This window comes from Flavobacterium tistrianum, assembly GCF_003254545.1.
Lineage (GTDB): Bacteria > Bacteroidota > Bacteroidia > Flavobacteriales > Flavobacteriaceae > Flavobacterium > Flavobacterium tistrianum.
On sequence record NZ_QJRH01000072.1, the window covers coordinates 201,394 to 214,061 of the forward strand.

The window sequence follows — 12,668 nt, forward strand, 5'->3', positions numbered from 1 at the left end:
TTTTTATTTTTTTGCTTCGCCTTCTTTTGTTTCAGCTGCTGGTTTTGCATCTGCCTTTGGTGAAGCTTTGTATTTATCATTTAATTCTTTAATGATCTCTTTTGTGATATCAAATTTATCTTCAGCATATAAAATAGATGCTGCATCTCCAGTTCCGTAGATATAAGCGTAACCGTTTTTCTTTCCGTAATCTTTAATGAATTTTTTAACTCCACTAACAAGAGAATCCATTTCAACACCACTTTCTTGTTGCAATTGTTGAGCTAATGCTTGTTGTGCATAACCTAATTGCTGCTCTCTTTTTTGCAATTCAGCACCTCTTTGCTGTGCCCAAGCTTGACCGTTTGCTTGTGCTTGGCTTTGAAAATTAGCAGCGTCTTGTTTAAAACGTGAAATCTCAGCTTGTAATTGTCTACCTTTTTCTTCCGCTTGAGCTTTGTACTTTGCCTCTAAATCTTTTGCCTCAGTGTATTCTTTCATCAAAACCGAAGTATCCACGTAAGCTGTTTTTACTTCCTTTACCTCTGCTGTTTTGTTACAAGAAACTGCGAAAACTGAAAGTGCGATAATAACTAATGCTTTTTTCATTTTTAATAATTCTATTTTTTTAAGTATTGAAGACAAAAATATAAAAAAATCAATAGCATCAACATAAAGTTTAAAAAATGCGTAAATTTTATGATATTGTTTTTATTTATCGAAAAAAATATAGCCATAAACCAACTTTATCGCTATATTTTAGATACTTTTTGTCTTATTTTATATCAACTAAAAAAGCCATCTTGCCTTTTAGGGGCAAAATAGCTTTAGATGCTTTTTATAATTTATTTGTTTTTCAAAACATAAATATGCGATGAATACTCTTTTGTGTTTTTCGCTTTCCAATTTGATTTTAATCCAATGAAAAAAGCTTTGATATAATTCATTTTTCCTGTTTTATATTTTTCGGATAAAAGGCTTACGTAAAACGAATCAAACTTCATTGGAAGTATCTTCTCTAATTTCATGTCTACTCTTTCAAAAAGCAGTTGAATCGATTTTTTTGAAAAATGCCAAAAATGGATTGGCACATCATAAGCGGCCCAAAAAGTTTCATAATGACCCGCATCAAACGATTTGAAGTTTGGAACCGCAACAATTAATGTTCCAGTTGGTTTTAATAAACGCTTCAATTCTTGGATCTGATGTTCCAGATATGGAACATGCTCCAATACGTGCCACATAGTAATTACATCCAAAGAATTACTTTCTAAAGCACTAATTTCTTCTACAAATGAAATCCCTTTTTCTTTAGCAATATTTTTAGCACGATCGCTTGGTTCTACTCCAATGGTTTCCCAACCGTCATTTTTTGCAGTCAAAAGAAAATCTCCAGTTCCAGCACCAATATCTAAAAGTTTTCCTTTATTCGGTTGCTGGCTATTGATTAAATTCAATTTATTCTTAAGCGCTATGTTTTTTACGAAATGATATGCTTTTTCAAATAACGAACGTTTGTTGTCTGTATGCGAAATATAATCTTCGCTTTCGTAATATCTTCCCAAATTTTGAAGTTCGGGTTGCGGAGAAGTAATTAGCATATCTAATTCTTCATCATAATACAAATCAAAAATTTCTTTTGAAACAGAATGGTCTTTTACCGTAAGAAAGTGTTTTTTATTTAAAACGTTCATTTTTTAATTTTATAGATATTGGGTTTAATTTATAGCAAATCCTAAAAACGAAATTGCATCGTTTTTAGGATTTTTACTTTGTTATTTGTTGTTTTTCCAGTTTATTTTAACAGCTGATATTTTTTCATTTTCTAACCTGATATCATTCAAAACAGAAAATCCATTTAAAACATAAAATTCTAATGGTGATTTATAATTTTCTTTATTTCGTTTGAAATCATTTTCATGATCTATTACCCAGCCATTCAAATCTTCATTATTCTTTTTCATTTCTTCTAATAAAATTCTTCCGTATCCTTTTCCTTGAAATTGATAATTCAACATTATTGCAAACCATATTTCTTCATCTCGAAAAAATGTATAAGCCCAACCTTGAATCTCATTTTTTGAATCAATCAAAAGATAATTATCCATTTCTAAAATCGCATTTACATAAGTATCGAATTCTTGAAAAGTTTCATGACCAAGCTGAATTGGATATCCGTTATTTCGAAGTTGCCACAATGTTTCTTTTTCCTTTTCTATAAAACTATTTTGACGTACAACTTTCATGTTTTAGTTACTTTTTATTAAAAACGTTTCACGTGGAACAGCTACAATTTTACATTTTTGGCTTTAGACTTTAGATTTATATTGGATTCTGAAAAACAGGAATACCAAAAATAGTTTCACGTGGAACATTTATAGTATTCAGTCGCAATTTTCCAGTCGCAGTAAAACTGGACACTGAAAACTGCGACTGTAAACTATTTTTATCTTCCCATATAAATCAAAAGCACGGAAATATCACTTGGTGATACTCCGCTTATTCTTGAAGCTTGAGAAATAGTTACAGGACGAATCTTGCTTAATTTCTGTTTTGCTTCAATCGACATTGATTTGATTTTGTTATAATCGAAATTGTCTGGAATTTTTACTTCTTCCAAACGATTCAATTTATCTGCGTTGTTTCTTTCTTTCTCGATATAACCAGAATATTTAACCTGAATTACGGCTTGCTCTACAATTTCTTCGTCAAGTTGATTCTCTTCGATATAAGCTGAAACTTTTTCAAACTTCAACATATCTTCCAACTCGATTTGCGGACGAGAGAAAATCTTAAACATTTTATCTCCTTGCGAAATTGGTGCAGATTCTTTTGCTTCCAAAATCGGATTTGTTTCTGCAATCGTAACACTGGTTTCTTTGAAGAATTGAACCATTTTTTCAGATTCGTTCAATTTCTTTTCCATTCTTCGTAAACGAGCTTCAGAAGCTAAACCAATTTCGTATGACATTGGAGTCAATCTGAAATCGGCATTATCTTGACGTAACAAAGTTCTATACTCCGCTCTTGATGTAAACATACGATATGGTTCTTCTGTTCCTTTCGTAATCAAGTCATCAATTAGAACTCCAATATATGCTTCGTCACGTTTTAAAATCAATGGATCTTTTTCATGTACTTTTAAATGTGCATTTATTCCAGCCATCAAACCTTGAGAAGCAGCTTCTTCATATCCCGTTGTTCCGTTAATCTGTCCAGCGAAATATAATCCTTCAACTAACTTCGTTTCCAAAGTATGCTTCAATTGTGTTGGCGGAAAGAAATCATATTCGATTGCATAACCAGGTCTAAAGAATTTCACATTTTCAAAACCTGCAACAGAACGAAGCGCTTTGAATTGAATATCCTCTGGAAGCGAAGTTGAAAATCCGTTTACATAAACTTCACAAGTATTCCATCCTTCCGGTTCAACAAATAATTGGTGACGCTCTTTATCTGCAAAACGATTAATCTTATCTTCAATCGACGGACAATATCTTGGTCCTAAACTTTTGATTCTTCCATTGAACATTGGAGAACGATCAAAACCTTCTCTCAAAATATCGTGAACATTCAAAGACGTATACGTCATGTAACAAGAACGCTGATGCGTTAATGGAGAAGTCACATCCGAATAAGAAAACTTATCTGGCTTCGCATCTCCTTTTTCTTCGTTCATTTTAGAATAATCTAAAGAACGTCCGTCTACTCGAGGTGGCGTTCCTGTTTTCATTCTTCCTGCTTCAAAACCTGCTTTGATTAAATCTTCGGTAATTCCAGTTGCTGCACTTTCTCCTGCTCTTCCTCCACCGAATTGTTTTTCTCCGATATGAATCAAACCATTCAAAAAAGTACCGTTTGTCAAAACAACAGATTTGGAACGAATCTCCACACCAAGCGAAGTCCTAATTCCTTTTATCTTTCCGTCTTCGATAATCAACCCTTTTACCATCTCTTGATAAAAATCAAGATTTGGAGTCGCCTCCAACATCATTCTCCATTCTTCTGCGAAACGCATTCTGTCACTTTGAACTCTTGGCGACCACATTGCAGGTCCTTTTGATTTGTTCAACATCTTGAACTGAATTGCAGTTCGATCTGAAACAATTCCTGAATATCCACCAAGTGCATCAATTTCACGAACGATCTGTCCTTTTGCAATTCCACCCATCGCAGGATTACAAGACATCTGTGCTATGTTCTGCAAACTCATTGTAACCAATAAAGTTTTCGATCCCAAATTTGCAGCCGCAGCCGCAGCTTCAGAACCGGCATGGCCTGCACCAACCACAATAACATCGTATTCTTCTAAAAACATTTTGTTTTATTATTCTCCAAAAACCACTAACGCGGTTTCTAGAATTACTTTTATCTTTTTCTTGTTTCACGTGGAACGCTTATTTTTTTTTGTTTCAGGTTTAAAATTTCAGGTTCCAAGTTCAAACTGAATCTCAAATTAGAATCTCAAATTAGAATCTTCAAATTAGAATCAAATTAGAATCTTTAAATTAGAATCTTCAAATCAAAATGTTTCACGTGAAACATTTCTAAACTTCCATTCTAAATTTTCAGTATGTTCCACGTGAAACGTTTTATTTTATTCTTTACAAAATTTTAATCTTCAAGAATTGTTCCGTGTGAAATATTACGTTTTATTCTTTAAATTCAAAACCTATAAATCGTTCCACGTGGAACGATTTATCTCTTGATCAAATCTAATATATATCGTTCCACGTGGAACGTTATTATTTTTACTTATAAACTCTAATATGTTTCACGTGGAACGTTATGCAAAATTAAAACTTGAAAACGTTTCACGTGGAACATACCTATAATAAAAAGTGGTTTAATTACTGTTCCACGTGAAACATCTTCATTTTCTCTTCTTCTTTTGCTCTCATTAATTGAGCATCTTCATCAGTCTTATCCTTGTATCCACAGTAATGAAGTATACCGTGAGACAGCACTCTTTTAAGTTCTTCAGCAAAGGAAACATTGAAGTCTTTCGCATTGTCTGCAACACGTTCTACAGAAACAAAAATATCTCCATTTAACTCGTTACCAACTGTATAATCAAAACTAATAATATCTGTTAGGGTGTCGTGATCTAGATATTCTACATTGATTTTATGAAGATATTCATCATCACAAAATATATAGTTTATCTCACCTTCATTCTTTCCTTCAGAAACAATCACAGCACTTAGCCAATCACTAAAAGCCTGCTCGTCTCCTAAAGTAAAATCTGTTTCGTAATTAAAATTTATCATTTTGTATTAAAGTATTCTTGAACTTTTTGATTAAAATTCGAGCGCAAAGGTAGTGATTGTCTGTTTAATATCTCTACACTGTGTAAATATTCCAATAGTGAACTCGGTAAAGCATTCGAACGATTTGTAAATTCAGCTTTATTTGTTTCAGATTGTCTTTGTGTATCTTGACCTTGCTGCTGAACTGCATTGTTTAATTTCCATAGTTCTTGTTGGATGTTTAATATACGTTGCAAGTTCTCATTCTTAAAACCTTTATTTAAAATTTGTTTTTCAGATTGCTTCATCTGATCTATTACAGATCTGCCCTGAGCATCCAAACCTTTCTTCGCTAATTCTTTTTGCAAAGCCTCACGAAGCTTAACTTGCTCTTTGTATATTTCCATTATAGCTTCTGCATCGCCTTCTCCATCTTCTCCTTCATTACCATTCTTTTCTCCTCTTCCACTCTTTCCATCTTTACCCGAAGAACCTTTATCTCCACTTTTGTTTCCCTGGCCATCTTTTCCCTGGCCATCTTTTCCTTGACCATCTTTTCCTTCACCACTTTGTCCTTGTCCAGACTTTCCATCTTTTCCTTCACCTGGTTTATCACCTTGCTGTTGTCCTGATTTCATTCCGTCTTTCATCTTGTCAGCAAGACCTTTTTGTTTCTGAATAATATCTGGTAATTGCATTCCTTGTCCGTCTCCTGGTTTAGGTTTTCCTGCTCCCGGTTTAGGCATAGACATCTGCATATTGTTCAATAAATCACTTAAGAAATCGGCTAACTTATTAGCAGATGAAACCGCATATTGCTGGTGTGAAACTCCTCTTGGAATCTGAACATCGGTTAAAGTTTCTATAGCCTTGTCCATATTGTATTGTACGTTTCCAATTTCTTTAGTTACATCTTCTGCAACCTTTGGGTTACGTAATGAAAGGGCAAACAAACTATCATCAACATGTCTAAATTGCTGTTTCAAATTCTGCTGAATCTTGATGTTTTTTGTGAATGTAGAAGAACCTAATTTCATTGCTTTAAACTGTTTCATCACATCTTCTTGTGATAAAGAATAAGCCAAAAGGTTATCCAGAATCTGACGAAGCATTGCTACATCTTCTTCCAATTGCTCTTGTTCCCCGCCTTCCATCTCGCTCTGCATTTCCTGAGCCATAGACTTCATTTTCTTTGCAGCGCTTTTCTGTTTTGGCTTAGCTCCAGAAGTATTCTTTTTACTTAATTCCTCAGAAGCTTTATTCAAATCATTATCTACATCTTTCTCTTTAGAAGCATCAGATGGAATATCTAAAGGTTTCTTTAAAGTCTTATTTTCCTCTTTCAAATCTTTTAAATCTTCCTGAATCTTATCAAAAGATTTATTGATTTCATCCTGCTTTTCTTTAGTATTTTCTTTCTCTTTATTTGATAACTGTTCTTGTTGTTCTGACAGTTTGTTTAGTTTCTCAGCAACCTGTTCTGCTTTTTTAGAAACATAAAAACGTTTGGTTAGCTCAACCAATTGTTCTAAATTACGAGATTGGTTTTTACTAATTTGTTTAAATTTTTCCATCTTATCAAACAGTTCTTCACTGTTCAATTTATCATTCAGATTCTTTAATTCATCTAATAATTTCTGATTTTTTTCTAAATCTTTCTGTGCATTATCTAAACGCTTTTGTAAATCTTCAGCTGTTTTATCTTTCTTATCATCTTTGAACTTATCTAGATTCTGATTCATTTTCTCAGAAAATTGTTTCATCATTTCGTCTTGTTGTTTCTGACGTTTGATAAAATCATTGATCTTCTGCTGATCTTTAAACTCTAAATTATCTTTTTCTTTTCCTGTATTTTGAAGCTTATCCATTTCTGAAATCTGCTTCGTTTGGTTCTTCAAAGATTTAGATAAACTATTGATATTATTATTTTGCTGTTGCAATTCCTGATCCTGAATTTCATCTGTTGTAGCTACACGATCTGAAAATGTAAAAGACTTTGTAGACTTAAATCCGTGTGGTGCATCGTTATCAAAAACTTCAAAATAGTATTCGTATGAAACTCCTTCTTCTACTGGAAGGTTACTAGGAAAATTAAAAACAAACTGATCGAATACTCCAGTCTTAACAGGAATGTTTCCACGCTTAGCAGATTGTGGTTTGTTACGTTCGTAGTATACAATTTGTAATTTCGAAAGTCCGTAATCATCACCTAATCTACCCAAAATATAGTTCTTATCTAGCTTCAAACTGTCTGGTGCAGGACCAACATTAATGCTTGGAAACTGATCTTTGATTACAGATAACTGATAATCTAGTTTTTCGTAGTTTTTAACCTTATCATTAGACGTAAGTATTTGATATTCGGTATTTTGACTTATATTTTTAGCCAATTTAAACTCATTTTCTGTCTTATTGAACTTAAATACTTCATTATCTCTTTTCCATACTACTTCTTGAGTAGATTTGGTATTCATTTTCCAAGTTACAGTTGTTCCTTCAGGTACAATTGCGTTTCCAGTTCCCTGAATTGTTTCTGATTTTTTCTTTAGATAAGAAGGAAAATTTAGAACCATTTCGAAGTTAGCGATTGATGGAACTGTAATAACTTTCAATTCGTATTCTTCTGAAACAACTGAATTTCCTTCAAAAGAAAATTGAATATTTTCAGAAGGCTTTTCAATTTTAAATTCAAACTTTCCAGCTTGTGGAGATTCCATAAAATAACTTTCATCACCAATATGAATCATGACATTTTCAGGAACTACATTTCCAACAGATTCCATTTTAATCACGAAATCTTTGTTTTGTTCAGCTTGTAAATTAGAATTTAGAACCACAAATTTAAATGGAGCTGGCGGCAAAAATGCTGAATTGAAATGAACTACTCTATTCAAACTTTGATAAATTACATTGCTATTTCCAGAAATATAAAACACTGCAAAAAGCAAAATTGGAACTAAAGCTAATGGCAAATATTTTTTGTTTGCTTTAAAATTGATGGCATTTCCAAAAGGAATTGGTTGTAAAGAATTTGCTTTTTGTTCTATCGATGCCAAAACCAATTCTGAACTTTCAGCATTATTCTCAGAAGACAATTGCAAAAAGTTAGTCAGCTTATCGCTCACTTCTGTGAAATGATTTCCAATAATTTTAGAAGCTTGGCTATAATCAATTCCCTTTTGAAGTTTGAATAACTTGAATAATGGAAAAAGAATTAAACGCACCAGAAGAAAAACTTCAACCCCCACAAATAACCAAAACAGAAAAGTTCTTCCCAACGGTTTTAGCCAAAGAAAGTATTCCACAAAAAGCGTAAACAAAAAATATAACAAACCAAAACCGGTAAAAAGTAAGATCCCTTTTATCAATTCGTTGGTATAATATTTCTTAATGAAAGCCTCAAGCTTTTGATATATTGCAGATGATGTCTTCAAAATAAATCTCTTTTAATTATAACCTATAAAAGTAGTAATTATTAATTAGATAATGTTCAATTAGAAAATTAGTCAATTAAGCTTAACACGACGAATTATCTAATTTTCTCATTACCTAATTTTCTAATTCAGAGTCGTATCTTTGCAACAAAATTTTAAACAAATGTCAAAGCAAGTTCGTGTGCGTTTTGCACCAAGTCCGACTGGACCGTTACATATTGGCGGAGTTCGTACTGCCTTATTTAATTATTTATTTGCAAAAAAACATAACGGTGTTTTTTATCTGAGAATTGAAGATACAGATCAGACTCGTTTTGTTCCAGGTGCAGAGGCTTACATTATGGAAGCTCTAGAATGGTTAGGAATTGCTCCTGAAGAAACAGTTGGGAAAAATGAAAAATTTGGTCCATACAGACAAAGCGAACGTAAAGATTTATACCAACAATATGCAGATCAGTTGATCAATTCTGGTTGGGCATATTATGCTTTTGATACTCCTGAAGCTTTGGATGCACATAGAAAACAACACGAAGCTGAAGGAAAAACATTTATTTACAATCACCACAATCGTGAAAAGTTAGATACATCACTGGTAATTTCTGCTGATGAAACTGCTAAAAGAATTGCAAATGGAGAACATTACGTAATTCGTTTTAAAACTCCGGTTGATGAAACTTTGCATTTGAAAGATATCATTCGTGGCGATGTTAAGTTTGAAACTAATCTTTTGGATGATAAAGTTCTATTCAAAAGTGACGGAATGCCAACATATCATTTAGCTAATATTGTGGATGATCATTTGATGGAAACTTCGCATGTAATTCGTGGTGAAGAATGGTTACCTTCTATGCCACTTCACGTTTTATTATATAAAGCATTTGGTTGGGAAGCTCCAGAGTTTGCTCATTTACCTTTGATTTTGAAACCAGTTGGAAATGGAAAATTATCAAAAAGAGATGGAGACAAAATGGGATTCCCAGTATTTCCTTTAGAATGGAAAACTGAAGAAGGTGTTTCATCTGGTTATAGAGAAAAAGGATTTTTCCCAGAAGCAGTTGTAAACTTCCTTGCTCTACTTGGTTGGAATGATGGAACTGATAAAGAATTATTTTCTTTAGAAGAATTAGCACAATCTTTTGACTTAAATAGAGTTCACAAAGCTGGAGCTAAATTTGATCCCGAAAAAAACAAATGGTTCAATCACCAATATTTAGTAAAACAAAATAATGCAGATTTAGCGAAAACCTTCTCTCCTATTTTAGAAGAAAAAGGCTTCTCGACTCCGCTCGAAGTGACAACACGTATTGTTTCGCTTATCAAAGAAAGAGCAAACTTTGTTTCTGAATTTTGGGATTTGACTGATTTCTTTTTCCAGGCGCCAACATCTTATGATGAGAAAGCAAGTAAAAACTGGAAAGAAGAAACTCCAACTTTAATGCAGGAATTGATTTCTGTTTTAGAAAATATTGAAGATTTTACTTCTGCAAATATTGAAGCAATCGTGAAAGATTGGTTAACCAAAAACGAAATCGGAATGGGGAAAGTAATGCAACCTTTCCGCTTAAGTTTGGTTGGAGCTTTGAAAGGCCCTCACCTATTTGACATTGTTGAAATCATTGGAAAAGAAGAAACTATTTCTAGAATTCAGAAAGCAATTTCTACTTTGTAAAAAAATTTACCATTAAGATATTAAGTTAATTAAGCTTTACTTGATGGTAAAAATAGTATAAGATTTAAGTTCATAAAGCTAAGCTTAATTATCTTGACAAAGCTTGACTTAATTAACTTAATGCCTTAATGGTAAAAAAAAAGCAAACGCTAAGCAACATCTCAAAAATGTTCTTAGCGTTTTTTTAATGTTTGAAAATTTTATTTTAGAAGAATTTTCGTAAATTACCAAATTCATAAATTAAACTAAATAACCATGAGTACAGCATTTATTATCTTTTTAGTATTGGCATTCTTCATTTTCATGTCGTCGTTCTTTACTGTGAAACAACAATCTTCTGTAATTATCGAACGTTTTGGAAAATTTCAGAGTGTTAGAAATTCAGGATTACAACTTAAAATTCCGATGGTTGATAGATTGGCCGGAAGAGTAAATCTTAAAATTCAGCAACTAGATGTTATCATTGAAACTAAAACTAGAGACAACGTTTTCATCAAAATGAAAGTTTCTGTTCAGTTCAAAGTGATTCAAGATAAAGTTTACGAAGCATTTTACAAATTAGAATATCCGCACGATCAGATTACTTCTTATGTATTTGATGTGGTTCGTGCTGAAGTTCCGAAACTAAAATTGGATGATGTTTTTGAAAGAAAAGATGATATTGCTGTTGCAGTAAAACGTGAATTGAACGAAGCAATGTCTACTTACGGATATGATATCATCAACACTTTGGTTACTGATATAGATCCAGACATCCAGGTAAAAAATGCAATGAACAGAATCAATGCTGCTGATAGAGAAAAAACGGCTGCAGAATTTGAAGCTGAAAGTTCAAGAATTAGAATTGTTGCTAAAGCAAAAGCTGAAGCTGAAAGTAAACGTTTACAAGGTCAAGGTATAGCAGACCAACGTCGTGAAATTGCAAGAGGTTTGGTTGAAAGTGTTGAAGTTTTGAACCAAGTTGGAATCAATTCTCAAGAAGCTTCTGCCCTAATCGTAGTTACGCAGCATTATGACACTTTACAATCTATTGGATCAGATACAAACTCAAACTTAATTCTTCTTCCAAATTCACCACAAGCTGGAAGTGACATGTTGAATAACATGGTTGCTTCTTTTACAGCTTCAAACCAAGTTGGAGAAATGATGAAAAAGACCAATAAAAAAATTGAAAAACCAAAACCAACTCACAGAGAATCTGGCTACGAAGATGATGTTCAACCAGATGTTCAACAATAATTTGAAAATAAAAAAGAGGCTTAATTGCCTCTTTTTTTATTTATAAACCAATTGATAATAAATGGTAAAATAGACTGTAAAATTTCTGGAAATGATTTCTTGACATAACCGGTGTAAGATGAAATGAAACCATTTACAATATTTTGCGGTGTGATGCTTTCTTTAGTTTTCTGAAAACTCAAAACCAATTTCTGATAATTAATTTCTTTCTCAAGTTTCAGAATTTCTAGATCTCTTTCAATCTCAGCATACGAAGAGTATTTTTTTCTTTCCATAATTAATCATTAAAAAAGATTTCTGAAAATTTCTCCAAAATTGGTCCTTCAACAAACTTGTCCTTTACAAAGAAAAGTAAAATGGTAAAGAAAAGATAGATCCCTCCTACTGCCAAAAATCCGAGAGCATTATTTTCAAACAAAGAACCAAAAGCATACGCTGCGGCAAAAGATCCAAAAATCAAAACCATACTGAAACATAATAAAATCAAGGTAAACTTAAAGATCAAAGTTGTCGATTTCATCGCAACCTTAAAACCCCAAAGTTTATAATAAGCTAAATGACTTTCAATGTATTCTTTAGCCTGATCTTGAACTTTTTCAGTGTTTTCTTTTAATTCTTCAAAAGCCATAAATTATAATTTTAAAATAAAAAAGCACAAAACTGTCTTATAAAAATAAGCAAGTAATGTGCTTTATCAAAATATTATTTCTGAAGTTTAGCGTTGTGTGCTTTTAGTTCAGCAAGTTTACTTTCTAAAAAAGTGATCACTTCTTCTGTTTTGTAACTCATATTTGAAAGTAAATCTTCATAAGTTCCATCTAAGTTTTTCTTTGCATGAGCAAACTTTTCACGTAAAACTTCTGAACTTGCATCAAATGAATCTTTCAAATTATGTCTTGCATCATCTAAACCTTCTTTAATTTTTGCTCGAGTTTTAGATCCTTTATCTGGTGCAAATAAAATTCCGATTGCAGCTCCTGCTGCTGCTGCTGCTAAAATTGCTGCAGCTGTATTTAAATTCTTAGACATGATAGTTACAATTTAAAATTATTAATAAAGATACTCTTTTTTAAAGTGATAAAACTTTGATTAATTGTA

The 12,668-nt window shown here is 32.4% G+C and carries 11 protein-coding genes; 2 read left to right on the forward strand and 9 right to left on the reverse strand.

Features of this window, described 5'->3' with window-relative positions; translation table 11 throughout:
- Nucleotides 1–3: 3 nt before the first annotated feature.
- The 6 genes from DMB71_RS17645 to DMB71_RS17670 form a co-directional block, all read right to left on the reverse strand.
- Entirely contained in the window at nt 4–588 is a 585-nt protein-coding gene (locus tag DMB71_RS17645) for an OmpH family outer membrane protein (RefSeq protein WP_111368309.1), read from the reverse strand.
- Between the two features lie 236 nt (nt 589–824).
- Nucleotides 825–1,673, reverse strand: a complete 849-nt coding sequence (locus tag DMB71_RS17650) for a class I SAM-dependent methyltransferase (RefSeq protein ID WP_111368311.1) — start codon at nt 1,671–1,673, stop codon at nt 825–827.
- An 81-nt stretch (nt 1,674–1,754) separates the two neighbouring features.
- Nucleotides 1,755–2,225, reverse strand: coding sequence for a hypothetical protein (locus DMB71_RS17655; RefSeq protein WP_111368313.1), 471 nt, complete (start codon nt 2,223–2,225; stop codon nt 1,755–1,757).
- A gap of 200 nt (nt 2,226–2,425) precedes the next feature.
- Entirely contained in the window at nt 2,426–4,297 is a 1,872-nt protein-coding gene (gene mnmG, locus DMB71_RS17660; RefSeq protein WP_111368315.1) for a tRNA uridine-5-carboxymethylaminomethyl(34) synthesis enzyme MnmG, read from the reverse strand.
- A gap of 532 nt (nt 4,298–4,829) precedes the next feature.
- Nucleotides 4,830–5,249, reverse strand: a complete 420-nt coding sequence (gene ybeY / locus DMB71_RS17665; RefSeq protein WP_111368316.1) for an rRNA maturation RNase YbeY — start codon at nt 5,247–5,249, stop codon at nt 4,830–4,832.
- Nucleotides 5,246–8,662, reverse strand: a complete 3,417-nt coding sequence (locus tag DMB71_RS17670) for a DUF4175 family protein (RefSeq protein ID WP_111368318.1) — start codon at nt 8,660–8,662, stop codon at nt 5,246–5,248. The genes ybeY and DMB71_RS17670 overlap by 4 nt, the downstream gene beginning before the upstream one ends.
- 163 nt (nt 8,663–8,825) lie before the next feature.
- Between DMB71_RS17670 and gltX the strand changes: the two genes are divergently transcribed.
- Nucleotides 8,826–10,331, forward strand: a complete 1,506-nt coding sequence (gltX, locus tag DMB71_RS17675) for a glutamate--tRNA ligase (protein ID WP_111368320.1) — start codon at nt 8,826–8,828, stop codon at nt 10,329–10,331.
- A gap of 255 nt (nt 10,332–10,586) precedes the next feature.
- The gene (locus tag DMB71_RS17680) at nt 10,587–11,570 is read left to right on the forward strand and encodes an SPFH domain-containing protein (protein WP_111368321.1); all 984 of its coding nucleotides are present in this window, start codon (nt 10,587–10,589) and stop codon (nt 11,568–11,570) included.
- A 20-nt stretch (nt 11,571–11,590) separates the two neighbouring features.
- On the opposite strand, the gene DMB71_RS17685 is transcribed toward DMB71_RS17680, so the two are convergent.
- The 3 genes from DMB71_RS17685 to DMB71_RS17695 all read right to left on the reverse strand — a co-directional run bounded on the left by DMB71_RS17685 (nt 11,591) and on the right by DMB71_RS17695 (nt 12,599).
- Nucleotides 11,591–11,845, reverse strand: coding sequence for a DUF6327 family protein (locus DMB71_RS17685; protein WP_111368323.1), 255 nt, complete (start codon nt 11,843–11,845; stop codon nt 11,591–11,593).
- Between the two features lie 2 nt (nt 11,846–11,847).
- A complete protein-coding gene (locus DMB71_RS17690) occupies nt 11,848–12,198 on the reverse strand; it encodes a competence protein (RefSeq protein WP_111368324.1) in 351 nt (116 codons plus the stop codon).
- A gap of 74 nt (nt 12,199–12,272) precedes the next feature.
- Nucleotides 12,273–12,599 (reverse strand): YtxH domain-containing protein, encoded by a 327-nt coding sequence (locus tag DMB71_RS17695; RefSeq protein ID WP_008465774.1) that lies wholly within the window; start codon nt 12,597–12,599, stop codon nt 12,273–12,275.
- Between the last annotated feature and the right edge of the window lie 69 nt (nt 12,600–12,668).

Bases quoted from the DNA above. Each gene is read 5' to 3' on its own strand.
- gltX (WP_111368320.1), top strand. From the start codon at position 8,826: ATGTCAAAGCAAGTTCGTGTGCGTTTTGCACCAAGTCCGACTGGACCG.
- DMB71_RS17695 (WP_008465774.1), bottom strand. From the start codon at position 12,599: ATGTCTAAGAATTTAAATACAGCTGCAGCAATTTTAGCAGCAGCAGCA.
- DMB71_RS17685 (WP_111368323.1), bottom strand. From the start codon at position 11,845: ATGGAAAGAAAAAAATACTCTTCGTATGCTGAGATTGAAAGAGATCTA.
- DMB71_RS17650 (WP_111368311.1), bottom strand. From the start codon at position 1,673: ATGAACGTTTTAAATAAAAAACACTTTCTTACGGTAAAAGACCATTCT.
- ybeY (WP_111368316.1), bottom strand. From the start codon at position 5,249: ATGATAAATTTTAATTACGAAACAGATTTTACTTTAGGAGACGAGCAG.
- mnmG (WP_111368315.1), bottom strand. From the start codon at position 4,297: ATGTTTTTAGAAGAATACGATGTTATTGTGGTTGGTGCAGGCCATGCC.
- DMB71_RS17645 (WP_111368309.1), bottom strand. From the start codon at position 588: ATGAAAAAAGCATTAGTTATTATCGCACTTTCAGTTTTCGCAGTTTCT.
- DMB71_RS17690 (WP_111368324.1), bottom strand. From the start codon at position 12,198: ATGGCTTTTGAAGAATTAAAAGAAAACACTGAAAAAGTTCAAGATCAG.
- DMB71_RS17655 (WP_111368313.1), bottom strand. From the start codon at position 2,225: ATGAAAGTTGTACGTCAAAATAGTTTTATAGAAAAGGAAAAAGAAACA.
- DMB71_RS17680 (WP_111368321.1), top strand. From the start codon at position 10,587: ATGAGTACAGCATTTATTATCTTTTTAGTATTGGCATTCTTCATTTTC.